The 24,112-nt window shown below is 62.3% G+C and carries 18 protein-coding genes and 3 tRNA genes; 4 read left to right on the top strand and 17 right to left on the bottom strand.

Features of this window, described 5'->3' with window-relative positions; genetic code table 11:
• Positions 1-8: 8 nt before the first annotated feature.
• Complete coding sequence (fabI, locus tag ACSVIK_RS13425) at positions 9-803, top strand: enoyl-ACP reductase FabI (protein WP_442444796.1); 795 nt, start codon at positions 9-11, stop codon at positions 801-803.
• Positions 804-1,397: 594 nt separating this feature from the next.
• Here fabI and ACSVIK_RS13420 read toward each other — a convergent pair.
• The 9 genes from ACSVIK_RS13420 to ACSVIK_RS13380 all read right to left on the bottom strand — a co-directional run bounded on the left by ACSVIK_RS13420 (position 1,398) and on the right by ACSVIK_RS13380 (position 10,280).
• Positions 1,398-3,245, bottom strand: coding sequence for a SurA N-terminal domain-containing protein (locus ACSVIK_RS13420; protein ID WP_442444795.1), 1,848 nt, complete (start codon positions 3,243-3,245; stop codon positions 1,398-1,400).
• A gap of 188 nt (positions 3,246-3,433) precedes the next feature.
• Entirely contained in the window at positions 3,434-3,706 is a 273-nt protein-coding gene (gene hupB, locus ACSVIK_RS13415) for a nucleoid-associated protein HU-beta (RefSeq protein WP_003282502.1), read from the bottom strand.
• A 136-nt stretch (positions 3,707-3,842) separates the two neighbouring features.
• Positions 3,843-6,239 carry an endopeptidase La gene (gene lon, locus ACSVIK_RS13410; RefSeq protein WP_442444794.1) on the bottom strand — a complete coding sequence of 799 codons (2,397 nt, stop codon included), beginning with the start codon at positions 6,237-6,239 and terminating at the stop codon, positions 3,843-3,845.
• Between the two features lie 150 nt (positions 6,240-6,389).
• Positions 6,390-7,670 carry an ATP-dependent Clp protease ATP-binding subunit ClpX gene (clpX, locus tag ACSVIK_RS13405; RefSeq protein WP_442444793.1) on the bottom strand — a complete coding sequence of 427 codons (1,281 nt, stop codon included), beginning with the start codon at positions 7,668-7,670 and terminating at the stop codon, positions 6,390-6,392.
• A gap of 107 nt (positions 7,671-7,777) precedes the next feature.
• Positions 7,778-8,419 (bottom strand): ATP-dependent Clp endopeptidase proteolytic subunit ClpP, encoded by a 642-nt coding sequence (gene clpP, locus ACSVIK_RS13400; RefSeq protein WP_268183785.1) that lies wholly within the window; start codon positions 8,417-8,419, stop codon positions 7,778-7,780.
• 94 nt (positions 8,420-8,513) lie between these two features.
• The gene (tig, locus tag ACSVIK_RS13395; protein ID WP_442444792.1) at positions 8,514-9,824 is read right to left on the bottom strand and encodes a trigger factor; all 1,311 of its coding nucleotides are present in this window, start codon (positions 9,822-9,824) and stop codon (positions 8,514-8,516) included.
• 125 nt (positions 9,825-9,949) lie between these two features.
• Positions 9,950-10,034 (bottom strand) — tRNA-Leu (locus tag ACSVIK_RS13390).
• A 55-nt stretch (positions 10,035-10,089) separates the two neighbouring features.
• Positions 10,090-10,165, bottom strand: a tRNA-His gene (locus ACSVIK_RS13385).
• Positions 10,166-10,203: 38 nt separating this feature from the next.
• Positions 10,204-10,280: transfer RNA gene (locus tag ACSVIK_RS13380), tRNA-Arg, on the bottom strand.
• Positions 10,281-10,550: 270 nt separating this feature from the next.
• Between ACSVIK_RS13380 and folD the strand changes: the two genes are divergently transcribed.
• Positions 10,551-11,405 carry a bifunctional methylenetetrahydrofolate dehydrogenase/methenyltetrahydrofolate cyclohydrolase FolD gene (gene folD / locus ACSVIK_RS13375; protein WP_442444791.1) on the top strand — a complete coding sequence of 285 codons (855 nt, stop codon included), beginning with the start codon at positions 10,551-10,553 and terminating at the stop codon, positions 11,403-11,405.
• A gap of 60 nt (positions 11,406-11,465) precedes the next feature.
• On the opposite strand, the gene ACSVIK_RS13370 is transcribed toward folD, so the two are convergent.
• From ACSVIK_RS13370 to ACSVIK_RS13345, 6 genes are read right to left on the bottom strand one after another with little or no spacing between them, the layout of a single operon-like run.
• Positions 11,466-13,208, bottom strand: coding sequence for an ABC transporter substrate-binding protein (locus tag ACSVIK_RS13370; RefSeq protein WP_442444790.1), 1,743 nt, complete (start codon positions 13,206-13,208; stop codon positions 11,466-11,468).
• A gap of 51 nt (positions 13,209-13,259) precedes the next feature.
• On the bottom strand, positions 13,260-13,532 hold the full coding sequence (locus ACSVIK_RS13365) for a DUF2160 domain-containing protein (protein WP_119691160.1): 273 nt from the start codon (positions 13,530-13,532) through the stop codon (positions 13,260-13,262).
• A gap of 12 nt (positions 13,533-13,544) precedes the next feature.
• Positions 13,545-14,345 (bottom strand): carbohydrate ABC transporter permease, encoded by an 801-nt coding sequence (locus ACSVIK_RS13360; protein WP_442444789.1) that lies wholly within the window; start codon positions 14,343-14,345, stop codon positions 13,545-13,547.
• An 8-nt stretch (positions 14,346-14,353) separates the two neighbouring features.
• Complete coding sequence (locus ACSVIK_RS13355; RefSeq protein WP_442444788.1) at positions 14,354-15,217, bottom strand: carbohydrate ABC transporter permease; 864 nt, start codon at positions 15,215-15,217, stop codon at positions 14,354-14,356.
• A complete protein-coding gene (locus ACSVIK_RS13350; protein ID WP_442444787.1) occupies positions 15,214-16,311 on the bottom strand; it encodes an ABC transporter ATP-binding protein in 1,098 nt (365 codons plus the stop codon). The genes ACSVIK_RS13355 and ACSVIK_RS13350 overlap by 4 nt, the downstream gene beginning before the upstream one ends.
• Positions 16,311-17,405 carry an ABC transporter ATP-binding protein gene (locus ACSVIK_RS13345; protein WP_442444786.1) on the bottom strand — a complete coding sequence of 365 codons (1,095 nt, stop codon included), beginning with the start codon at positions 17,403-17,405 and terminating at the stop codon, positions 16,311-16,313. The genes ACSVIK_RS13350 and ACSVIK_RS13345 overlap by 1 nt, the downstream gene beginning before the upstream one ends.
• A gap of 260 nt (positions 17,406-17,665) precedes the next feature.
• On the opposite strand from ACSVIK_RS13345, the gene ACSVIK_RS13340 reads away from it, so the two are divergent.
• Together ACSVIK_RS13340 and ampC are read left to right on the top strand one after the other, a co-directional pair.
• A complete protein-coding gene (locus ACSVIK_RS13340; protein WP_442444785.1) occupies positions 17,666-19,501 on the top strand; it encodes a sigma-54-dependent Fis family transcriptional regulator in 1,836 nt (611 codons plus the stop codon).
• Between the two features lie 91 nt (positions 19,502-19,592).
• Positions 19,593-20,732: a class C beta-lactamase gene (gene ampC, locus ACSVIK_RS13335; protein ID WP_442444784.1), complete on the top strand. Its 1,140-nt coding sequence runs from the start codon at positions 19,593-19,595 to the stop codon at positions 20,730-20,732.
• 315 nt (positions 20,733-21,047) lie between these two features.
• Here the strand turns inward: ampC and cysS are convergent, their stop codons facing one another.
• Positions 21,048-22,433, bottom strand: coding sequence for a cysteine--tRNA ligase (gene cysS / locus ACSVIK_RS13330; protein WP_442444783.1), 1,386 nt, complete (start codon positions 22,431-22,433; stop codon positions 21,048-21,050).
• A complete protein-coding gene (locus ACSVIK_RS13325; protein WP_442444782.1) occupies positions 22,434-24,098 on the bottom strand; it encodes a glutamine--tRNA ligase/YqeY domain fusion protein in 1,665 nt (554 codons plus the stop codon). It lies immediately after the preceding gene.
• Positions 24,099-24,112 lie beyond the last annotated feature (14 nt).

The following is a 24,112-nucleotide window of genomic DNA, read 5'->3' as shown; positions in this document are numbered from 1 at the left end:
ATAGCACAATGGGTTTTCTAACCGGCAAGCGCGTACTCATCGTTGGCGTTGCCAGCAAACTGTCCATCGCCTCGGGCATCGCCGCCGCCATGCACCGCGAAGGTGCCGAGCTGGCCTTCACCTACCAGAATGACAAGCTCAAGGGCCGTGTCGAGGAATTCGCCGCTGGCTGGGGCTCCAACGCCGAGCTGTGCTTCCCCTGCGATGTCGCCAACGATGAAGACATCGCGGCCGTATTCGAGGCCCTGGGCAAGAAATGGGACAGCCTGGACTGCATCGTCCACTCGGTCGGCTTCGCCCCGGGCGACCAGCTCAACGGCGACTTCACCGACGTCACCACCCGTGAAGGCTTCAAGATCGCCCACGACATCAGCGCCTACAGCTTCGTCGCCCTGGCCAAGGCCGGCCGCGAGATGATGAAAGGCCGCAACGGCAGCCTGCTCACCCTCTCCTACCTGGGTGCCGAGCGCACCATGCCCAACTACAACGTCATGGGCATGGCCAAGGCCAGCCTGGAAGCTGGCGTACGCTACCTGGCCGGCAGCCTCGGCCCGGAAGGCACCCGCGTCAACGCCATCTCCGCCGGTCCGATTCGCACCCTGGCCGCCAGCGGCATCGCCAGCTTCCGCAAGATGCTGGCCGCCAACGAGCGCCAGACCCCGCTGCGCCGCAACGTCACCATCGAAGAAGTCGGCAATGCCGGCGCCTTCCTCTGCTCCGACCTGGCGTCGGGCATCAGCGGTGAAATCCTCTACGTCGACGGCGGTTTCAACACCACCGCGATGGGCCCGATGGAAGAGTGACCTTCTAGAGGCAACAAAAAACCCGCACCTGTTGCGGGTTTTTTATGGTTTTCGCGGAGTCGCGGGAGAGTCGGGCTTGATATCGGGCGGGCAATACACTGTTGCTTGTTCTTGTATCCGTTCCGAATTGCCGCGTTTTTGCTGATGTTTTTGGTTTCGCCCTCCCGGGCGAGTCACTTTTGGGGCAAAAGTAACCAAAACCTCCGCCCGATCATCCGGCCCTCGCTACGCGAGGGTTCGCTCACTCCATCGCCGCTCCAGAGGCCCGACCGGATGCGGCCCACCGACGAAGGGCCATCCCTGGCCCATCGCGGCTTTCGCGACATCCATGTCGCCCAACCTCTTCCACGACGATTCCGTTCGCCCTCCTGGGCGGGCTCTGCACGCGCCTGAACCAGCGGTAACCCAGAATTAGCACGGAGTGCTGCTCAACCGTAGGGCGGACTCAGGAGCGCCAGCGAACAGTCCGCCGGGCCATGCCAAGTTCGGCACCATGGCTCACGTCCAATACTCCCACTAGAGGCAACAAAAAACCCGCACCTGGTGCGGGTTTTTTTATGGCCTTTCATGCGCCTCTTGCGAGGCGCACGGCAATCAGAAGCGCTCGATATCAGCCTTGTCCTGCAACTGCTTACGGTAGGCCGCGAAGTCCTGCTGACCTTCACGCGAGGCGAGGAAATTGCGGTACATCGCCAGCTCCTTCTCGCTCAGCGCCCCCTCCGGCACGCTCACGCCATCCAGACGCAGCACCACGTAGTCGCCGTTGTTCAGCACCACGCCTGCGTAGCTGGGGGCATCCTTGGATTCAGGCTTGACCATGCGGAACAGCGTTTGCAGCACCTTGGGCTCGACACCCTCCTGACTGCGGGTAACCGCTTCCTGGCGTGCCCAGGTCTGAGTCTTCTCGTCACCGGCCTTGACCGCCGCCAGCAGCCGCTCGCCTTCGGTCTTGGCAGCAGCGGTGGCGCGCTCCTGCGCGAGATGGTTGCGAATGCTCTCGGCCACCTGCTCCAGCGGCAGTTGCTCAGGCTTGAGATGCTGCTTGAGGCGAACCACCACGACATTGCTCGGGTCGAGTTCGATGGTCGAGCTGTTGGCACCCTCCTCCAGCACTTCGGGGCTGAATGCAGCCTGCAGCACCTGGCGATTGGCCGTGATACCGCTGCTGCCACCCTCACGCCCGAAGGGTTCGGTGACCTTCACCTCGAGGCCCAGTTCCTGGGCAGGCTGGGTCAGATCGGCTGACTCGAATGCCGAGTCTTCCAGCTCCTTGCTCAGTTCGACGAAGCGCTTCTCGACCTGCTGCTCCTTGTAATCGCGGGCCAGCTTGTCCCGGATACTGGCGAAGCTCGGCACTTCCGGCGACTGCACGCCCAGCAGCTTGATCAGGTGCCAGCCGAACGAGCTCTTCACCGGCGCCGACACTTCGCCCTGCTTGAGTGCGTAGAGGGCTTTCTCGAAGGCGGGGTCATACACGCCCGGCCCGGCATAACCCAGGTCACCACCGTTGGCGGCCGAGCCTGGATCCTGGGAAAACTCCTTGGCCAATGCGGCAAAGTCTTCGCCGGCATCGATCCGCGCCTTGATCTCTTCGATCTTCTTCTTCGCTGCGTCGTCATCACCCTCGATCAGGATATGCGCCGCGTCACGCTGCTCGGCCAGGTTGGCGATCTCGCTCTGGTAAAGCGGTTGCAGCTCTTCGTCGGTGACCTTGACCTGATCGAACAGGCGCTCCTTGTCCAGCTGCACGTACTCCAGCACCACCTGCTCGGGGCTCATGAACTCGCTGGCATGCTCATCGTAGTAGGCTTTCACCTCATCATCGGCAACCTTGATCGCAGCCGCATCGGCCTTGACCGTGAAGCTGGCGAAATCGCGGGTCTGACGTTCGAGGCTGGCATAGGCACGGGCCTGTTCTTCGGTCACGAAACTGCTGGCACCGATACCGGCGCGCAGTTGGCCGATGAGCATTTCCTCTTCCAGCATCTGGCGGAACTGCAGGCGGGTGTAGCCCATCTGCCGGATCACCTGGTCGTAGCGGGCTGCATCGAAACGGCCATCGGTCTGGAATTCCGGCGTCTGCAGGATGACCTGATCCAGCGCCGGCTGCGAGAAGGCAAAGCCTGCGTCCTTGGCGCCCTGCAGCAGCAGTTTGCGGTCGATCAGGCCCTTCAGCGCCGCTTCGCGCAGTAGCTTTTCATCGAGCAGAGAAGGGTCGAAATCACGGCCGAGCTGCTGCAGCAGTTGCCTGCGCTGCATCTCGACAGCCTGGTTGAGTTCGTTGAGGGTGATGGTGTCGCCATTCACCTCTGCCGCGTTATTGCGATTGCTGGTGCCGGTGTAGATGGCCTCGACGCCAGTGAAGGCCATCAAGATCACGATGAGACCGATGATGGTTTTGGCAATCCAACCGCGTGAATTGTCCCTGATGTTTTGCAGCATGCTTCCCCCAGAACGACTGTACAGAGTCACCAGTCGCGCAGCGTGGGTAATGTCCAGATAGAAGAAAGGCGCATCCTGTGGATGCGCCTTCTCGTAACGTGTCGGGTGAAAGGAGTCAGCGACTGCCTTGCCCTGCCTCCCGACTGACCACAGGGCGAACCCCGAGGCGAGGCAAACCCGGAAGACGCTTAGTTGACGGCGTCTTTCAGAGCCTTGCCAGCTTTGAAGCCCGGGATCTTGGCAGCAGCGATGTTGATCGGCTTGCCGGTCTGCGGGTTACGGCCGGTGCGAGCAGCACGCTCTTTGACAGCGAAGGTACCGAAACCAACCAGTACGACGGAATCACCAGCTTTCAGAGCGCCAGTGACGGATTCAATCACTGCATCCAGCGCGCGGCCAGCAACAGCTTTCGGGATATCAGCAGATGCAGCGATAGCATCGATCAGTTCCGACTTGTTCACTCTAAAGTCCCCTTATTTCTGTTTAGTTTGTTTCTTGATTTTTAATGTAAGCAAAGCGGGCGCTGGATAGCCTGCTGACGCAATAAGAGCCGCTTTATAACAAGGGCTCAAAAAATGTGTCAAGGAAGCCACCCCACTAATGCGTGCTGATTCGCTCCTTGGAATCAGACTCGCGTTTGTCATCCGTTGCAACCATCTCGGGAGCCGCATCGGGCAAGGGCTCCGGCGCGTATTGCAGCGCAATTTGCAGGACCTCGTCAATCCATTTAACGGGTTTAATCTGCAGATCTTGTTTAATATTTTCCGGAATTTCCTTCAAATCGCGCACGTTTTCTTCCGGGATGATCACAGTTTTGATCCCCCCGCGATGCGCGGCCAGAAGTTTTTCCTTGAGCCCGCCGATGGCCAGCACCTGACCACGCAGGGTGATCTCCCCGGTCATGGCCACATCGGCCCGCACCGGAATCTGCGTCAGCGCCGACACCAGCGCCGTACACAAGCCGATACCCGCGCTGGGGCCATCCTTGGGCGTGGCACCCTCGGGCATATGGATGTGAACGTCGCGCTTCTCGTTGAAGTCGGTGGCGATCCCCAGGCTTTGAGCCCGGCTGCGCACCACGGTCATGGCCGCCGTCATGGACTCGGCCATGACGTCACCGAGCGAGCCGGTCTTGATCAGATTGCCCTTGCCCGGCACCACGGCCGTCTCGATGGTGAGCAGCTCGCCACCCACCTGAGTCCAGGCCAGGCCGGTCACCTGGCCGATCTGATCCTGCTGCTCGGCCAGGCCATAGCGGTGCTTGCGCACGCCGAGGAAATGCTCCAGCGAATCGGCCGTGACGCTGACCTGGAAGCGCTTCTCCTTGGCATGCTCCTTCACGGCCTTGCGGCACACCTTGGCGATCTGCCGCTCCAGGCTGCGTACACCGGCTTCGCGGGTGTAGTAGCGGATGATGTCGCGAATCGCCGCTTCCTCGAACTCCAGCTCGCCCTTCTTCAGGCCATTGGCCTTGATCTGCTTGGGCGCCAGGTACTTGATGGCGATGTTGACCTTCTCGTCCTCGGTGTAGCCCGGCAGACGGATGATTTCCATGCGGTCCAGCAGCGGGCCGGGAATGTTCATCGAGTTGGCGGTGCAGAGGAACATCACGTCCGACAGGTCGTAATCGACCTCCAGGTAGTGATCGTTGAAGTTGTGGTTCTGCTCCGGATCGAGCACCTCGAGCAGCGCGGAGGCAGGGTCGCCGCGCATGTCCTGGCCCATCTTGTCGATCTCGTCGAGCAGGAACAGCGGGTTGCGCACGCCCACCTTGGTCATCTTCTGGATCAGACGGCCGGGCATGGAACCGATGTAGGTACGACGGTGACCACGGATCTCGGCCTCGTCACGCACACCGCCCAGGGCCATGCGCACGAACTTGCGGTTGGTGGCGGTGGCGATGGACTCGGCCAGCGAGGTCTTGCCCACGCCGGGCGGGCCGACCAGGCACAGCACCGGGCCCTTGAGCTTCTTCACCCGCTTCTGCACGGCAAGATACTCGAGGATGCGCTCCTTGACCTCTTCCAGACCGTAATGGTCGGCATCGAGGATGCTCTCGGCACGGGCCAGATCCAGGCGCACCTTGCTCTCGGCCTTCCACGGCACGTTCACCAGCCAGTCGATGTAGGAACGCACCACGGTGGCCTCGGCAGACATCGGCGACATCTGCTTGAGCTTGTTCAGCTCGGCATTGGCCTTGGTCAGCGCCTCCTTGGACAGGCCGGCATTGTCGATGCGCTTGCGCAGCTCGTCGAGCTCGTTGTGGCCTTCGTCGATGTCACCCAGCTCCTTCTGAATGGCCTTCATCTGCTCATTCAGGTAGTACTCGCGCTGGCTGCGCTCCATCTGCTTCTTCACGCGGCCACGGATGCGTTTTTCCACCTGCAGCAGGTCGATCTCGGCATCCAGCAACGCCAGCACGTGCTCGACGCGCGCCGACAGCGAGGTGATCTCGAGGATTTCCTGCTTCTGCTCGATCTTCAGCGCCATGTGCGCGGCCATGGTATCGACCAGGCGGCTGGGCTCATCGATGCTGTTGAGCGAAGACAGCACCTCGGCCGGCACCTTCTTGCCCAACTGCACGTATTGCTCGAACTGGCTCAGCAGGCTGCGCGTGAACACTTCCGACTCGCGCTCGGCGGTATCGCTTTCCTCGATCAGCTGCACTTCGGCACGGCAGTGCTCCTCGCGCTCGAAGATGCGCTCGATGACGCCGCGCTGCTCACCCTCGACCAGCACCTTGACGGTACCGTCGGGCAGTTTGAGCAGTTGCAGGACGGTGGCGACGGTGCCGACACGGTAGAGATCCTCGTCACCCGGATCATCGACCGCCGGATTCTTCTGGGCCACCAGCAGAATCTGCTTGTCGCCCGTCATCGCTGCCTCCAGGGCCTCGATGGATTTCTCGCGCCCGACGAAAAGCGGGATGACCATGTGCGGATAGACCACTACATCGCGCAATGGCAGGAGAGGCAATTCGATGGTTGTCTTCATGATTTCGGCTCAGCAGCGGCCCAAGGGCCGTAAACAGGCGGGATTACCCTTGGCTTTAAAGATGGGGGTAGCTCCCATAAAAAACAAGCGCAATGTCCAGAAAAGCGAAGGGGCCGTGAGGCCCCTTCTTTGCATCGGGTGACAACGCGATCAGGCGTCCGGCGCAGCCTTGGCCTGAGGCTCGCTGCTCTCGTAGATCAGCAGCGGCTTGGAACTGCCGTCGATGACGCTCTCGTCGATCACCACCTTGCTCACGTCCTGCTGGGACGGGATCTCGTACATGGTGTCGAGCAGAATGCCTTCGAGGATCGAACGCAGGCCACGAGCACCGGTCTTGCGCTCCAGCGCCTTCTGCGCCACGGACTTGAGCGCATCGGAGCGGAACTCCAGATCCACGCCTTCCATCTCGAACAGCTTGGCGTACTGCTTGGTCAGCGCGTTCTTCGGCTCGGTGAGAATCTGCACCAGGGCCGCTTCGTCCAGCTCTTCCAGGGTGGCGATCACCGGCAGACGACCGACGAACTCGGGAATCAGACCGAACTTGACCAGATCGTCCGGCTCCACTTCACGCAGGGATTCGCCGATCTTCTTGCCTTCCTGCTTGCTGCGCACTTCCGCACCGAAGCCGATGCCACCCTTGGTGGAACGGGCCTGAATGACCTTTTCCAGGCCAGCGAAGGCGCCGCCGCAAATGAACAGGATGTTACGCGTGTCCACCTGCAGGAATTCCTGCTGCGGATGCTTGCGCCCGCCCTGCGGCGGAACCGAGGCCACGGTGCCCTCGATCAGCTTGAGCAGCGCCTGCTGCACGCCCTCACCCGATACGTCACGGGTGATCGACGGGTTGTCCGACTTGCGCGAGATCTTGTCGATCTCGTCGATGTAGACGATACCCATCTGGGCCTTCTCGACATCGTAGTCGCACTTCTGCAGCAGCTTCTGAATGATGTTCTCGACGTCCTCACCCACGTAACCGGCTTCGGTCAGGGTGGTGGCATCAGCGATGGTGAACGGCACATTGAGCAGGCGCGCCAGGGTTTCGGCCAAGAGCGTCTTGCCCGAACCGGTCGGACCGATCAGCAGGATGTTGCTCTTGCCCAGCTCGACATCGTCTTTCTTGTCGCGCTGGTTGAGGCGCTTGTAGTGGTTGTACACCGCTACCGACAACACCTTCTTCGCACGCTCCTGGCCGATCACGTACTGATCCAGGATGCTGCTGATTTCCTTGGGCGCCGGAAGTTTGTGCGCGTTGCTCTCGGCCTGCGCTTCCTGCACCTCCTCACGGATGATGTCGTTGCACAGGTCGACGCATTCGTCGCAGATGAAGACGGAGGGACCGGCGATCAACTTGCGCACTTCGTGCTGGCTCTTGCCGCAGAAGGAGCAATAAAGCAGTTTGCCGTTGTCCTCACCGTTACGAGTATCAGTCATTCGATCAATCCAATACGGTAGGCTTGAAACACAAGATGAAGGCAAATGCGGGCATTTTCAAGGGCGCCGGTGGCGCCAATGGCGGATGCCCGCTGCCGATGCCTCATCTAGACAGGCATTTGACGCTTTTCATGCACAGCGTCAACGATACCGTACTCCATGGCGCGCGAGGCGCTCATGAAATTGTCGCGGTTGGTGTCGCGCTCGATGGTTTCCAGGCTCTGGCCGGTATGGTGGGCCAGCAACTGGTTCAAGCGCTCACGAATGAAGAGGATTTCCTTGGCGTGGATCTCGATGTCCGAGGCCTGGCCCTGGAAGCCGCCCAACGGCTGGTGGATCATCACGCGCGAGTTGGGCAGGCAGAAACGCTTGCCCTTGGCGCCACCGGCCAGCAGGAAGGCACCCATGCTGCAGGCCTGACCGATGCAGGTGGTGGACACGTCCGCCTTGATGAACTGCATGGTGTCGTAGATGGCCATGCCAGCGGTCACCGAGCCACCTGGCGAGTTGATGTACAGGTGGATGTCCTTGTCCGGGTTCTCTGCCTCCAGGAACAGCAGCTGGGCGCAGATCAGGTTGGCCATGTAGTCCTCGACCTGGCCGACCATGAAGATCACCCGCTCCTTGAGCAGGCGCGAGTAGATGTCGTAGGCACGCTCGCCACGAGCGGATTGCTCGATGACCATCGGCACCAGGCCGCCAGCGGCCTGAATTTCAGGCATGTTTTGCATAAAAGGATTGCGGGACATGTCTTGCGCTCACTCCCTAATAGTCATGTCTCAAATACGCATAAGCCAGCACGGAGGCTGGCTTATGGTGGTGTACTCGAACGAGGTGAAGCGATCAGTCGGCTTTCGGAGCTTCCGCCGGCTTGACTGCATCTTCGTAGGAAACCGCTTTGTCGGTCACGTTGGCCTTCTGCAGAACAGTATCTACAACTTGCTCTTCCAGTACAACCGAACGCACTTCGTTCATCTGCTGGTCGTTCTTGTAGTACCAAGCGACGACCTGCTCGGGCTCCTGGTAGGCAGAGGCCATTTCCTCGATCAGCTCACGCACGCGGGCTTCGTCGGGCTTGAGCTCGAACTGCTTGACCACTTCGGCGACGATCAGACCCAGAACGACGCGACGCTTGGCCTGCTCCTCGAACAGCTCGGCCGGCAGTTGGTCGGGCTGGATGTTGCCGCCGAACTGCTGAACGGCCTGCACGCGCAGACGATCCACTTCGTTGCTGATCAGGGCTTTCGGCACTTCCACCGGGTTGGCAGCCAGCAGGCCGTCCATTACCTGGTTCTTGACCTTGGACTTGATGGCCTGACGCAGCTCGCGCTCCATGTTCTTGCGAACTTCGGTGCGGAAGCCTTCCAGACCACCTTCCTTGATGCCGAACAGGGCGAAGAACTCTTCATTCAGCTCAGGCAGTTGCGGGGCGGCAACACTGTTCACGGTCACGGTGAACTCGGCGGTCTTGCCGGCCAGGTCGAGGTTCTGATAGTCCTCGGGGAAGGTCGGATTGATCACGCGCTCTTCACCGGCCTTGGCGCCGATCAGGGCATCCTCGAAGCCGGGGATCATGCGACCGGAACCCAGCACCAGCTGAGTGCCCTTGGCGCTGCCACCGGCGAAGGCTTCGCCGTCGATCTTGCCGACGAAGTCGATGTTCAGTTGATCACCATTCTCGGCGGCACGCTCGACGGCCTCGAAACGGGTGTTCTGCTTGCGCAGGATGTCCAGCATGTTGTCGACGTCGCTGTCGACCACTTCGGCCTGCAGGCGCTCGATGGCGATGCTGTCGAGGCCAGTTACCTGGAACTCCGGGAACACCTCGAAGGTGGCGACGTATTCCAGGTCCTTGCCCTTCTCGAAGGACTTCGGCTCGACGGCCGGGGCACCAGCCGGGTTCAGCTTCTGCTCGACCACGGCCTCATAGAAAGTGGCCTGGATCAGGTCGCCCAGGGCTTCCTGACGCGCGGCGTCTTCGTAACGCTGGCGGATCACGCTCATCGGCACCTTGCCGGGGCGGAAGCCAGGAACCTTTACACGACGGGCAGTCTGTTGCAGACGCTTGTTGACTTCGGTCTCGATGCGCTCGACGGGTACGCCGACGGTCATGCGGCGCTCAAGAGCAGAAGTGCTTTCAACAGAAACTTGCATGGATATTCCTCGTTGCACAGACACAAGCCGGCTCAGGCCGGCCCCGATTCAAGGCCAAGCATTCTAGAGGGTCGATATGAAGAAGTCACCCTAGAAGCAGGCGGCAATCGGGGGGATTTGTAAGATGGTGCGGACGGAGAGACTCGAACTCTCACACCTTGCGGCGCCAGAACCTAAATCTGGTGTGTCTACCAATTTCACCACGTCCGCGCGGTTTGCAGCTTAAAACAAAAACGCCAGGCTTTGGGCCTGGCGCTTTGGAATATGGGGTGGACGATGGGAATCGAACCCACGACACCAGGAGCCACAATCCTGTGCTCTACCAACTGAGCTACGCCCACCATATTGCATTGCTTACTCAAATTGCCTGACCGCCGAATGGCGCACCCGGCAGGACTCGAACCTGCGACCATCCGCTTAGAAGGCGGATGCTCTATCCAGCTGAGCTACGGGCGCTTATCCATCCGCTAGCGCAGACTTAGAAGCTTTCGGCTCCAGCCTCACCACCAGGGCTTGGCTCTTGCCGTCTCACCCAGCGAGTGGCTGTTCCTGAGAAGCGGGGCGAATGTTATAGACGACCCCCAACCTCGTCAACAGAAATTTTCAAAAAAGTTCAGCTATATAAAGGAGTTACGCGAAAACCATGGCAGGCGCCTTTGCCCGAGTGAGCACCCATGCGAGAATGCGCGTCCTTTTTTCATCCTTAATTAATGGTTAACCAGCGCAATGACCGCACAACTGATCGACGGCAAGGCGATCGCCGCCAGCCTCCGCCAGCAGATTGCCCAACGTGTCGCCGAACGCCGCCAGCAAGGCCTTCGTGCGCCAGGCCTGGCCGTGATCCTGGTCGGTACCGATCCTGCCTCCCAGGTCTATGTGTCCCACAAACGCAAGGATTGCGAAGAAGTCGGCTTTGTTTCACGGGCCTACGATCTGCCGGCTCAGACCAGCCAGGCCGACCTGCTTGCCCTGATCGACGAGCTCAACGAAGACCCGACCATCGACGGCATTCTGGTGCAACTGCCGCTGCCGGAGCATCTGGATGCCTCCCCTCTGCTCGAACGCATCCGCCCGGACAAGGACGTGGATGGCTTCCACCCTTACAACATCGGCCGCCTGGCCCAGCGCATGCCACTGCTGCGCCCCTGCACGCCCAAGGGCATCATGACCCTGCTGCACAGCACCGGCGTCGATCTCTATGGCCTGCATGCCGTGGTGGTGGGTGCCTCGAACATCGTCGGCCGGCCGATGGCCATGGAACTGCTGCTGGCCGGCTGCACCGTGACCGTCACCCATCGTTTCACCAAGGATCTGGCCCACCATGTCAGCCAGGCCGACATAGTCGTGGTAGCCGTGGGCAAGCCGGGCCTGGTCAAGGGTGAATGGATCAAGCAAGGCGCCATCGTCATCGACGTCGGCATCAGCCGCCAGGAGGATGGCAAGCTGGTGGGCGACGTGGTGTACGAGACCGCCCTGCCCCGCGCCGGCTGGATCACCCCGGTGCCGGGCGGTGTCGGCCCGATGACCCGCGCCGGACTGCTGGAAAATACCCTGCACGCGGCCGAACACCTGCATCAATAAGCAGCGCTGCACAACGCACAACGGCACCCGAGGGTGCCGTTGTCGTTTCTGCCAGCTCGATTACTTGCGCGCCTGCTCCCAGGACTTGAGCAACTCGTCGTAGGCGATGGTTTCACCCTTGGGCTTCTCGTTGGCCAACTTGGGCTTGGGCGCACCGGGCTGGTCGAGCCAGTACTGCGGGTCACGCGGCTCGTTCAACTTGGGCCCGCACTCGCCCAGCACCTTGGAACGCTCCAGACGACCAAGCATGGTGTCCTGCGCGGCAGCCAGGCCATCCAGCGCCTGTTGCGGGGTCTTGTCGCCGCTGGCGGCCTCGGCGATGAACTGCCACCAGAGCTGGGCCAGACGCGGATAGTCCGGCACGTTGGTGCCGGTCGGTGTCCATTGCACGCGCGCCGGGCTGCGGTAGAACTCCACCAGACCACCGAGCTTGGGCGCGATGTCGGTCATGGCTTGCGAGTTGATGTCCGACTCGCGGATCGGCGTCAGGCCCACCAGGGTCTTCTTCAGCGACACGGTCTTGGAGGTGACGAACTGGGCGTAGAGCCAGGCGGCCAGGCGCTGCTTCTCCGGCGTGGACTTGAGGAAGGTCCAGGAACCGGTGTCCTGATAGCCGAGCTTCATGCCCTCCTCCCAGTACGGCCCCTTGGGCGACGGCGCCATGCGCCACTTGGGCGTGCCGTCCTCGTTGACTACCGGCAGGCCTGGTTTGGTCATGTCGGCAGTGAAGGCGGTGTACCAGAAGATCTGCTGAGCGATGGCGCCCTGCGCCGGCACCGGCCCGGCTTCGGAGAAGGTCATGCCCTGGGCTTCCGGCGGCGCGTACTGGCGCATCCAGTCGACGTACTTCTGTGTGGCGAACACCGCCGCCGGGGCATTGGTGGCACCGCCACGGGCGACGCTGGAGCCCACCGGGCGACAGCCTTCGACACGGATGCCCCACTCGTCCACCGGCAGGCCGTTGGGCAGACCCTTGTCGCCGCCACCGGCCATGGAGAACCAGGCATCGGTGAAGCGCCAGCCCAGCGACGGATCCTTCTTGCCGTAGTCCATGTGGCCATAGACGCGCTGGCCGTCGATCTCCTTGACGTGCTTGGAGAAGAACTCGGCGATGTCCTCGTAGGCCGACCAGTTGACCGGCACACCCAGCTCGTAGCCGTAGATTTCCTTGAACTTGGCCTTGAGTTCCGGGCGCTCGAACCAGTCGGCGCGGAACCAGTAGAGGTTGGCGAACTGCTGGTCGGGCAGTTGATAAAGCTTGCCGTCCGGCCCGGTGGTGAAGGAAATGCCAATGAAGTCTTCGAGATCCAGGGTCGGCGAAGTGAAGTCCTTGGCTTCGCCCTTGATCATGTCGCTGATGGCCATGGCCTTGCCATAGCGGGCGTGGGTGCCGATCAGGTCGGAGTCGTTGACCCAGCCATCATAGATGTTGCGATCCGACTGCATCTGCGTCTGCAGTTTCTCCACCACGTCGCCTTCCTGCAGCAGGTCGTGGCGCAGCTTGATGCCGGTGATCTCGCTGAAGGCCTTGGCCAGCACCTTGGACTCGTACTCATGGGTGGTGATGGTTTCCGACACCACACTGATATCCATGCCACGGAACGGCTCGGCGGCCTTGATGAACCATTTCAGTTCCTCGAGCTGCTGCTCGGGGGTCAGGGTCGAGGGGTTGAATTCCTCGGCGATCCATTTCTTCGCGGCTTCTTCATAGGCATCGGCCCAGGCCGCACCACTCAAACCGGACAACGCCAGCAAGGCGGCCAACGCCATGCTATGTCGGGTCTTGTTGTTATTGTCGAACATAGAGACCTCCATCTCGGGATTTGGGGAGAGGCACACCGGCAGCAGCCCGGCTCAGCCCCAGCGCATGACTGCGCACAACCACAACAGCGATAGCAATGACGCTATCCACACGCTCCAGTCGGTCACGCCTATCACCAGCAGATGCAGATAGGCGCTACCGAGCAGACCGATGAACAGCCGATCACCACGGGTGGTGGTGATCGGCAGAAAACCCTTGCGCTCGACACAGGGCCAACGCAGCTCCACCAGCGTCATGCCGGCCAGCAGCACGGCAATGCCGACGAAGAACAGTGCGGTGGGTAGAGTCCAGGCCATCCAGCTCATGACGAACCTCCCTTACACGCGACCAAGGGCGAAGCCCTTGGCCACATGGTTGCGAACGAACCAGATCACCAGCATCCCGGGGATGATGGTGAGCACCCCGGCGGCAGCCAGCACGCCCCAGTCGATGCCCGAAGCGGACACGGTACGGGTCATCACCGCGGCGATGGGCTTGGCCTCCACCGAGGTCAGGGTGCGCGCCAGCAGCAGCTCGACCCAGGAGAACATGAAGCAGAAGAAGGCGGTGACGCCGATACCGGAGCGGATCAGCGGGATGAAGATCTTCACGAAGAATTTCGGGAAGCTGTAGCCGTCGATATAGGCCGTCTCGTCGATCTCCTTGGGCACACTGGACATGAAGCCCTCCAGGATCCACACCGCCAGCGGCACGTTGAACAGGCAGTGCGCCAGGGCCACGGCGATATGGGTGTCGAACAGGCCGATGGACGAATAGAGCTGGAAGAACGGCAGCAGAAACACCGCCGGCGGCGCCATGCGGTTGGTCAGCAGCCAGAAGAACAGGTGCTTGTCGCCGAGAAAGCGGTAGCGCGAGAAGGCATAGGCCGCCGGCAGCGCCACGCTGAGGGAGATCAGGGTGTTGAGGGTGACGTAGTACAGCGAATTGAGGTAGCCCTCGTACCAGCTACGGTCGGTGAAGATCACCCGGTAGTTGTCCAGGGTGAAACTCTGCGGCCACAGGCTGAGCCCGCCGAGAATCTCGGTGTTGCTCTTGAACGACATGTTCAGCAGCCAGTAGATGGGCACCAGCATGAACAGGAAATAGATCAGCAGTGCCAGACGTTTGCGCAGCATCATGGTCGGCCTCAGCGGGTTTTGTCGTCGTGGGTCATGGCGGTGTAGAACAGCCAGGACACCAGCAGGATGATCAGGAAGTACACCAGCGAGAACGCCGCCGCCGGGCCCAGGTCGAACTGGCCGATGGCCATTTGCGTCAGGGTCTGGCTTAGGAAGGTGGTGGCGTTGCCCGGCCCGCCGCCGGTGAGCACGAAGGGCTCGGTGTAGATCATGAAGCTGTCCATGAAGCGCAGCATCACCGCGATCAGCAGCACGCTCTTGAGCTTGGGTAGCTGGATATGGCGGAACACCGCCCAGTTCGACGCGCGGTCGATGCGCGCCGCCTGGTAATAGACGTCGGGAATGGCGCGCAGGCCGGAATAGCACAGCAGCGCCACCAGAGACGTCCAGTGCCAGACATCCATGACCAGCACCGTCACCCAGGCGTCCATGGTGTTGGCGGCATAGTTGTAGTCGAAGCCCAGCGCGTTCAGCGCCCAGCCCATCAGGCCGATGTCGGCGCGGCCGAAGATCTGCCAGATGGTGCCCACCACGTTCCATGGGATCAGCAGCGGAACGGCCATCAGAATCAGGCACAGCGAGGCCCAGCGCCCGCGCGTCGGCATGCACAGGGCAATGGCGATGCCTAACGGAATCTCGATCAGCAGTACGCAGGCGGAGAAGATGAACTGGCGCAGCAACGAGTCGTGCAGGCGCGGATCCTGCAGCACCTGGCGATACCAGTCGACACCGACAAAATAGCGTGTGGCCGGGTCGAAGATGTCCTGCACCGAGTAGTTGACCACGGTCATCATCGGCACGATGGCGCTGAAGGCCACCAGCAGGAACACCGGCAGCACCAGCCACCAGGCCTTGTTGTTCTGTACCTTCATGGCGCCACCTCCACCAGATAGTCGTCGGCGTAGAGCATCAGCCACTGCGCGGGAAAGCTCAGGTACACCTGCTCGCGCGGCACCGGCTGATCCTCCTGCAGGCGCGCCTTGAGCACCTGGCCGTCGAGGTCGAAGGTGAGGATCTTGTAGGTGCCGAGATCCTCGACGTGCAGCACGCGGGCGCACAGCGCGTCTTCGTAGGCACCCTCCCAGATGTGTACGAACTCGGGGCGAATGCCCACCTGCAGGCGCTTGCCGTCCAGCTCGGCGAGACGCTGGTTGAGTGCGTCCGACAGCGGCAGCAGGGTATCGGCGAAACGCACCCCGCCCTCGCAACGCTGCACCTCGATCAGGTTCATCCCCGGGCTGCCGATGAAATAGCCGACGAAGGTGTGCCCAGGGCGCTCGAACAACTCGCGCGGCGTGCCGAACTGGACGATCTGCCCGCCATACATCACCGCGATCTTGTCGGCGAAGGTGGAGGCCTCCAACTGGTCGTGGGTGACGTAGACCATGGTGATATTGAATTGCTCGTGAATCTGCTTGAGCTTGCGCCGCAGCTTCCACTTCAGGTGCGGGTCGATCACCGTCAGCGGCTCGTCGAAGAGGATCGCCGACACATCGTCGCGCACCAGGCCGCGGCCCATGGACACCTTCTGCTTCTCGTCGGCGGTGAGGTTGCGCGCCTTCTTGTTCAGCAGCGGATGTAGCTCCAGCACTTCGGCGATTTCGTGCACCTTGCTCATCACCCGCGCTTCGTCCATGCCCTGGTTGCGCAGCGGGAAGGCCAGGTTGTCGAACACCGTCATGGTGTCGTAGACCACCGGGAACTGGAAAACCTGGGCGATGTTGCGCTGCTGCGGCGACAGCGCGTTGACCGCCTTGCCGTCGAACTGCACCTCGCCCTGGGAGGGGCTGAGCAGGCCGGAGATGATGTTGAGCAAGGTGGACTTGCCGCAGCCGGACGGCCCCAGCAGCGCATAGGCGCCGCCCTGCTGCCAGACGTGGTTCATCTCGCGGATCGCATAATCCTGCGGCGCGTTCGGCGCAGTGCTGTAGCTGTGCGCCAGGTTGTGCAGACGGATCTCGGCCATCAGGCAGCCCTCCCCGAACGGCGGCTGGGCGCCTGCACCAGTTGCCCATCGGCGGCGAAAACGAAGAGTTTGTGGGTGGGGATGTAGATGAGGATCGGCGTATCCACCGCGTACTCGTGCACCCCCGGCAGGTGCAGCACCAGCACGAACTGCTCGTTGCGCACATGGAGGAAGGTTTCCGAGCCGCTGATCTCGGCCAGTTCCACGGTCACCGCCAGTTCCAGATCATCGTCGTTGGAGGGCACCAGGCCGATATGGCTGGGGCGCACGCCGAAACGGTACTCGCCCACGGCGATATCGCGCAGATCGGGGTTGAGGGGAAAGTGCACGCAGTCGGCGAAGCTCACCTCGGCGGCGCTGATACGCCCCGGCATCAGGTTGATCGCCGGCTCGGAGAACAGCTCGGCGGCCAGCACCTGCTGCGGGCGATGGTAGACCTCGGCGGTCTTGCCGCTCTGCACCACCCGCCCCTCATGCAGGATTGTGGTGGTGCCGCCCAGGGCCAGTGCCTCGTTGGGCTCGGTGGTGGCGTAGACGGCGATGGTGTGGCGCGCCTGGAACAGCTCACGCATTTCCTGGCGCAGCTCCTCGCGCAGCTTGTAGTCAAGGTTGACCAGCGGTTCGTCGAAGAGGATCAAGGATGCGTCCTTGACCAGCGCCCGCGCCATGGCCGTGCGCTGCTGCTGGCCGCCGGACAGCTCCAGCGGGTAGCGCGACAGCAACTGCTCGATGCGCAGCATGCGCGCGGTGGCCTCCACCTTCTCGACGATCTGCTCCTTGGCCATGCCGGCCTGGCGCAGTGGCGAGGCGATGTTCTCGAACACCGTCAGGGTCGGGTAGTTGATGAACTGCTGATAGACCATCGACACGTTGCGCTGGCGTACCGGCACGCCGGTCACGTCGGCGCCGTTCATCAGCACCCGGCCGCTGCTGGGCCGATCCAGCCCGGCCATCAGGCGCATCAGGCTGGTCTTGCCGGCCAGGGTACGGCCCAACAGAACGTTGAAGGAGCCCGGTTCGAAACTCAGGCAGGCATCGTCGATATGCACCTGGCCGTCGACGATACGGGTGACGTGTTCAAGCTTGAGCGACATGGCCTGTCCTTTTTCTTGTCGTGCCATTCGATTGCGAACCTCTACAGCGACAAGCGTGCCAAGGCTTTATGAATCGCCATATGCCGCTGATTTAAAAGAAAATATTCCCAGAGCAGCGACAGCCAAGCGGTCAGTGACTGAACACTTTTGAACAGTCGAATGTGAACAACTGAACACTTTGATCGTTGACTTTGAACAGTCTTGAACGAGACTGGACGGATCGCGGCAAAGATCGCGAGGCCACAAGAAGAGATCGCACCATGAACGAAGCTGTCCGTCCTCCGGCGCACGACACCCTTATCCAGGAGTCCTGGTCGCGCTGCCGCGACTATGGCCTGACCCACCAGAGCCCCCCACGCTTCGACCCGCCCGCGCCAGGCGAGCTGTCCGCCCTGCTGGAGAGCCGCCAGGCCCTGGTGCAAACCACCCACCAGGAGGTACTGCCCTACTACGGCACCATCCTGGCCAACTCCAACTGCTTGATCATGCTCGCCGACGACCAGGGCCGGCTGCTGCAGTCCTGGGGCGACCAGCGCTTCATCGAGCCGCGCCAGGCCGCCGGTTTCGTCGCCGGCGCCAGTTGGCTGGAGCGCTACACCGGCACCAACGCCATTGGCACCGCACTCAGTTGTGGCCAGGCCGTGCATATCCAGCACGATGAACACTTCCTCAAGGCGAACCGTTTCATGACCGGCTCGGCCTCGCCGATCTTCGACGAACAGCGGCGCATGATCGCCGTGCTCGATGTCTCCAGCGACAGCTACCTGCCGCCGGCGCACACGCTGGGCATGGTCAAGATGATGAGCCAGTCGGTGGAGAACCGCCTGATCCTCAAGCTGTTCGCCGACCAGTACCACCTGCTCAGCTTCAACACCAGCCTGGACAACCTCGACAGCCCCTGGGCCGGCCTGGTGGTGTTCGACGAGCAGGGCCGTGTGGTGTCGGCCAACCGTCGCGCCGACAACCTGCTCGGCCAGCCGCTGACCTATGGCGCCATCGAGCAGCTCTTCGACCTGCCACTGCAGCAGTTGCTCAACCAGCCGGATGGCCAACCCTTCAACCTGCGCACCACCGGCCAGTTCCGCTTCCACGCGCGGGTACGCCGCCCGGCTCGGCCGGCACCGATCCAGGCACGGGATTTTCGTCCGCCAGCCGCCACGAGCAGCCCTCAGGCTCCGCATCTGCACGCGCTGAGCCTGGGTGATGCTCGCATGGACAAGGCCATCCGCCAGGCCGAACGCCTACTGGAGAAAGACATCCCGATTCTGGTGCAGGGGGAAACCGGTGCCGGCAAGGAGGTTTTCGTCAAGGCGCTGCACCAGGCCAGCTCACGCGCCAGCCAGCCCTTCATTGCGGTCAACTGCGCCGCCATTCCGGCGGAGCTGGTGGAGTCGGAACTGTTCGGCTATGAAAAAGGCGCCTTTACCGGCGCCAGCCACAAGGGCCATGTCGGCCTGATCCGCAAGGCGCACCAGGGCACGCTGTTTCTCGACGAGATCGGCGACATGCCACTGCGCGTACAGGCCCGCCTGCTGCGCGTGTTGCAGGAGCGCTGCGTGCAACCTTTGGGCAGCAGCGAGCTGCATCCAGTAGATGTGCGCCTGATCTCGGCCACCAACCGCCCGCTGCGCCAGGACGTCGACAGCGGCCAGTTCCGCGCCGACCTCTATTACCGCATCAGCGGCCTGAACCTGGAGCTGCCGCCACTGCGTGAGCGCAGCGACAAGCAGGCGCTGTTCGAGAAGCTGTGGCAACAGCACCGTGAACCCCAGCAACGGGCCGGCATCAGCCGCGAAGTGCTGGAACTGTTCCAGCGCCACCCCTGGCCCGGCAATCTGCGCCAGCTCAGCAGCGTGCTGCAGGTGGCACTGGTCATGGCCGACGATCAGCCCATTCGCGCCGAGCACCTGCCGGATGATTTCTTTCTCGACCTGCCCACGGACGCGCCCTCGCCAGCGACGCCCGAATCCGAGCCCGACGATCTGGCCAGCCAGTACCAGGCCTGTGGCGGCAATATTTCCTACCTGGCCCGCCACCTCGGCCTGAGCCGCAACACTCTGTACAAACGTCTGCGTGAACAGGGTGTGAGGGCCTGAACCTTTGTTCAGCCAGTCGGCCCAAGCCATAGTTTTGCCGCTGCAGCGAGCCCGAACAGTCGGGCTCGTCCCACCCTGAAAGGAATCCCACATGTATCAGCCCTGCCGCCCCCTGCTCGCCGCTCTGGCCTTGCTCGTCTGCACCCAGGTGAGCGCGTCGCCGTCACTGCAGGAGCGAGTGGACAAGGCCGTACAACCGACGCTGCAGGCCTACGCGATTCCCGGTATGGCCATCGCCATCAGCCACAAGGGGCAGTCGCATTTCTTCGACTATGGCGTTGCCTCCCGTGAAAGCGGCCAGGCCGTGAATCGCCACACCCTGTTCGAGCTGGGCTCGATCAGCAAGCTGTTCACCGCCACCCTCGGCGCCTATGCAGAAGCACGCGGCACGCTGAACCTCAGCGATAACGCCAGCCAGTACCTGCCGGCGCTGCAAGACAGCGCCTTCGACCACATCAGCCTGCTGGATCTGGCCACCTACAGCGCCGGCGGCCTGCCGCTGCAGTTCCCCGATGCGGTCAGCAATGACCAACAGACGCTCGACTACTTCCGCAACTGGCAGGCGGTCTATCCGCCGGGCACGCAGCGACTGTATTCCAACCCCAGCATCGGCCTGTTCGGCCACCTGGCAGCGGCCAGCCTGGCCGAGCCCTTTCAGCAATTGCTGGAGAAGGATCTGCTGCCACAACTGGGTATGCAGGAAAGCCATGTGCAGATTCCCCCGGCCAGCATGAAGCAATACGCCTGGGGCTACCGTGGCGACAGGCCGGTACGAGTGAGCCCCGGCGCTCTGGATGCCGAAGCCTACGGGGTAAAATCCACCAGCGCCGACATGCTGCGCTTCATCGACGCCAACCTGCACCCGGACAGACTGCCCGCCCCGCTGCGCCAGGCCATCAGTTCCACTCATCGCGGTTACTACCAGGTGGACGACATGACTCAGGGGCTGGGCTGGGAGCGCTACGCCTATCCCATCGCCCTGAAGAAACTGCAGGCCGGCAATTCTGCCGAGATGGCGCTGCAACCACACCCGCTGCAGCGCTTCAGCGCACCCAAACCGGCCGAGGGTGACCTGCTGCTGAACAAGACCGGTTCGACCAACGGCTTCGGCGCCTACATCCTGCTGCTGCCGGCGCGCGACACCGGGCTGGTGATCCTCGCCAACCGCAACTACCCCAATGCCGAACGAGTGCGCCTGGCCTTGCAGTTGCTCGACGCCATCGAGCCGTAAGCCTACGGTCGCAGATCCGTAGCCCGGATGAAATCCGGGGAACCCTCCTCCCAGGATTGCATACGGCTATGTCCATGGTCAGGAGTATTGGTGCGCACGGCGCACCCTACGTGCTGCTCGGGGCAATCGAGCCGTAATCGGTAGGGTGCGCTATGCGCACCACCGCCCCTCCGTAGCTCGGATAAAATCCGGGAACCATGGCGGAGAATTGCATCCAGGTTACGCGTGCGCACAGCGCACCCTACGTCGGGGGATACACAGCCGCAGAAACGACAAAGGCCGCTGCAAAGCGGCCTTGGTCGTTGGGCATGAAGCTTATTCGGCCAGGCGCCAGGTGGTGCCACCCTTGCCGTCTTCCAGCACCACGCCCATGGCGGTGAGCTGGTCGCGGATGCGGTCGCTTTCCGCCCAGTTCTTCTCGGCACGCGCCTGCAGGCGCGCGGCGATCAGGGCCTCGACTTCCGCGGCATCCACCTTGCCGGCTGCACCCGCTTGCAGGAAAGCCTCGGGCTCCAGTTGCAGCACACCGAGCACGCCGGCCAGTTGCTTGAGCTGGGCGGCCAGGCCGGCAGCGGCCTGTACGTCCGACTCACGCAGGCGGTTGACCTCACGGACCATCTCGAACAGCACGGCGCAAGCTTCCGGCGAGTTGAAGTCGTCGTCCATCGCCGCGCCGAAGCGCTCGACGAAGTCCTCGCCACCGGCTGGAGCGGCTTGCGGCAGGCCTTTCAGACCGTTGTAAAAGCGCTCCAGGGCGCCCTTGGCCTCCTTGAGACTCTCTTCCGAGTAGTTGATCGGGCTGCGGTAGTGGCTGGACACCAGCAGGTAGCGCACCACTTCCGAGTGGTACTTCTCCAGCACCTCACGGATGGTGAAGAAGTTGCCCAGGCTCTTGGACATCTTCTCGCCATCCACACGCACGGCGCCGGCATGCATCCAGGCGTTGGCGTACTGCTTGCCGGTGGCCGCCTCGCTCTGCGCGATTTCGTTCTCGTGGTGTGGGAACACCAGATCCGGGCCGCCGCCATGGATGTCGAAGGTGTCACCCAGGCAGCAGGTGGACATCACCGAGCACTCGATATGCCAGCCCGGGCGGCCCTTGCCCCAGGGCGAATCCCAGCTCGGTTCGCCCGGCTTGGCGCCCTTCCACAGGACGAAGTCCAGCGGGTCTTCCTTGACTTCGTCCACCTCGATGCGCGCGCCGATCTTCAGCTCGTCGATCTTGCGCCGCGACAGCTTGCCGTACGTCTCGAACTTGGTGACGCGGTAGTACACGTCGCCATTGCCCGGCGCATAGGCATAACCCTTGTCGATCAGGGTCTGGATCATCTGGTGCATGCCGGCGATATGGCCGGTGGCGCGCGGCTCGATGTCCGGGCGCAGTACGTTGAGACGCGCCTCGTCCTCGTGCATCGCCGCGATCATGCGTTCGACCAGCACCTCGAACGGCTCGCCGTTCTCGTTGGCGCGCTTGATGATCTTGTCGTCGATGTCGGTGATATTGCGCACGTAGGTCACGTCATAGCCACGCTGGCGCAGCCAGCGAGTGATCACGTCGAAGGCGACCATCACCCGGGCATGACCGATATGGCAGAAGTCGTAGACGGTCATGCCGCACACGTACATGCGCACCTGGTTATCGACCAGCGGTTTGAAGGCGTCCTTGGTCTTGGTCAGGGTGTTGTAAATGCTCAGTGCCATTTACTGCCCCCAGGAATCGCGCAGGGTCACGGTGCGATTGAAGACCGGTTTGCCTGGTTGCGAATCCTTGTCCAGGCAGAAGTAGCCTTCGCGCTCGAACTGGAAGCGCTCATCGGCAGCGGCCTGGGCCAGTGACGGCTCGGCGCGGCAGCCTTTGAGCACCACCAGCGACTCGGGGTTGATGTTGTCGAGGAAGCTACCGCCCTCTTCGGCTTTCTCCGGGTTGGCCGAGCGGAACAGGCGGTCGTACAGACGCACTTCGCACTCGACGCTCTCGGCTGCCGGTACCCAGTGGATCACGCCCTTGACCTTGCGCCCTTCCGGATTCTTGCCCAGGGTGTTCTCGTCATAGCTGCAGCGCAGTTCGACGATATTGCCGGCGGCGTCCTTGATGGCTTCGTCGGCGCGGATCACGTAGCTGCCGCGCAGGCGCACTTCACCACCGGGGATCAGGCGCTTGTAGCCTGCAGGCGGGACTTCCTCGAAGTCGCTGGCGTCGATGTAGATTTCGCGGGAGAACGGCAGCACGCGTACACCCATGTCCTGCTTGGGGTGGCGCGGCAGTTCGAGCTGCTCGACCTTGCCCTCGGGGTAGTTGGTGATCACCACCTTGAGCGGCTTGAGTACGCACATGGCGCGCGCGGCGTTGGCGTCCAGATCTTCGCGGATGGCGAATTCCAGCATGCCGATGTCCACCACACCACCGGCACGGTTGACGCCGATCATGTCGCAGAAGGTGCGGATCGAGGCCGGGGTGTAACCGCGACGACGGTAGCCAGACAGCGTCGACATGCGCGGGTCGTCCCAGCCATTGACGTGACCTTCGTCGACCAATTGCTTGAGCTTGCGCTTGCTGGTGATGGTGTAGTTCAGGTTCAGGCGGGCGAATTCATATTGGCGCGGCTGTACCGGCACCGGCAGATTGGCCAGGAACCACTCGTACAACGGGCGATGATCCTCGAACTCCAGGGTGCAGATGGAATGGGTCACGCCCTCGATGGCATCGGACTGACCATGGGTGAAGTCGTAGCTGGGGTAGATGCACCACTTGTCGCCGGTCTGGTGATGGTGGGCGTGGCGAATGCGATAAAGGATCGGGTCGCGCAGGTTGATGTTCGGCGAGGCCATGTCGATCTTGGCGCGCAGCGAACGGGCCCCGTCGGGGAACTCACCGGCCTTCATGCGGGCGAACAGGTCGAGGTTCTCCTCGACGGAGCGGTCACGAAACGGGCTGTTCTTGCCCGGCTCGTTGAGGCTGCCACGATACTCGCGCATTTGCTCGGCGTTGAGGTCGCAGACGAAGGCCTTGCCGGCCTTGATCAGCTCGACAGCCCAGGCATGCAGTTGATCGAAGTAATTGGAGGCGTAGCGCTCCTCGCCGGCCCAGTTGAAGCCCAGCCACTGCACGTCGGCCTTGATCGCGTCGATGTATTCCTGGTCTTCCTTGGCCGGGTTGGTGTCGTCGAAGCGCAGGTTGCACTGGCCGCCGAACTCTTCGGCCAGGCCGAAGTTCAGGCAGATGCTCTTGGCATGGCCGATGTGCAGGTAGCCGTTGGGCTCCGGCGGAAAGCGGGTCACGATCTGGGCGTGCTTGCCGCTGTCCAGATCGGCCTGGACGATGGGGCGCAGGAAGTTGGCAGCTTTTTCGACGGTGGGCTTGCTCATGGTGTCCTTAACAA

It is taken from the genome of Pseudomonas sp. NCHU5216, from assembly GCF_052156495.1.
Taxonomy (GTDB): domain Bacteria; phylum Pseudomonadota; class Gammaproteobacteria; order Pseudomonadales; family Pseudomonadaceae; genus Aquipseudomonas.
This window is presented reverse-complemented; position numbering and strand designations above follow the sequence as displayed.

Excerpts from the sequence above, each read along its gene's own strand:
- fabI (WP_442444796.1), top strand. The coding sequence starts at position 9 with ATGGGTTTTCTAACCGGCAAGCGCGTACTCATCGTTGGCGTTGCCAGC.
- ACSVIK_RS13355 (WP_442444788.1), bottom strand. The coding sequence starts at position 15,217 with ATGAAGGTACAGAACAACAAGGCCTGGTGGCTGGTGCTGCCGGTGTTC.
- ACSVIK_RS13350 (WP_442444787.1), bottom strand. The coding sequence starts at position 16,311 with ATGGCCGAGATCCGTCTGCACAACCTGGCGCACAGCTACAGCACTGCG.
- ACSVIK_RS13345 (WP_442444786.1), bottom strand. The coding sequence starts at position 17,405 with ATGTCGCTCAAGCTTGAACACGTCACCCGTATCGTCGACGGCCAGGTG.
- clpX (WP_442444793.1), bottom strand. The coding sequence starts at position 7,670 with ATGACTGATACTCGTAACGGTGAGGACAACGGCAAACTGCTTTATTGC.
- ACSVIK_RS13340 (WP_442444785.1), top strand. The coding sequence starts at position 17,666 with ATGAACGAAGCTGTCCGTCCTCCGGCGCACGACACCCTTATCCAGGAG.
- tig (WP_442444792.1), bottom strand. The coding sequence starts at position 9,824 with ATGCAAGTTTCTGTTGAAAGCACTTCTGCTCTTGAGCGCCGCATGACC.
- ACSVIK_RS13365 (WP_119691160.1), bottom strand. The coding sequence starts at position 13,532 with ATGAGCTGGATGGCCTGGACTCTACCCACCGCACTGTTCTTCGTCGGC.
- lon (WP_442444794.1), bottom strand. The coding sequence starts at position 6,239 with ATGAAGACAACCATCGAATTGCCTCTCCTGCCATTGCGCGATGTAGTG.
- ACSVIK_RS13360 (WP_442444789.1), bottom strand. The coding sequence starts at position 14,345 with ATGATGCTGCGCAAACGTCTGGCACTGCTGATCTATTTCCTGTTCATG.
- ACSVIK_RS13325 (WP_442444782.1), bottom strand. The coding sequence starts at position 24,098 with ATGAGCAAGCCCACCGTCGAAAAAGCTGCCAACTTCCTGCGCCCCATC.
- cysS (WP_442444783.1), bottom strand. The coding sequence starts at position 22,433 with ATGGCACTGAGCATTTACAACACCCTGACCAAGACCAAGGACGCCTTC.
- ACSVIK_RS13420 (WP_442444795.1), bottom strand. The coding sequence starts at position 3,245 with ATGCTGCAAAACATCAGGGACAATTCACGCGGTTGGATTGCCAAAACC.
- folD (WP_442444791.1), top strand. The coding sequence starts at position 10,551 with ATGACCGCACAACTGATCGACGGCAAGGCGATCGCCGCCAGCCTCCGC.
- ACSVIK_RS13370 (WP_442444790.1), bottom strand. The coding sequence starts at position 13,208 with ATGTTCGACAATAACAACAAGACCCGACATAGCATGGCGTTGGCCGCC.
- ampC (WP_442444784.1), top strand. The coding sequence starts at position 19,593 with ATGTATCAGCCCTGCCGCCCCCTGCTCGCCGCTCTGGCCTTGCTCGTC.
- clpP (WP_268183785.1), bottom strand. The coding sequence starts at position 8,419 with ATGTCCCGCAATCCTTTTATGCAAAACATGCCTGAAATTCAGGCCGCT.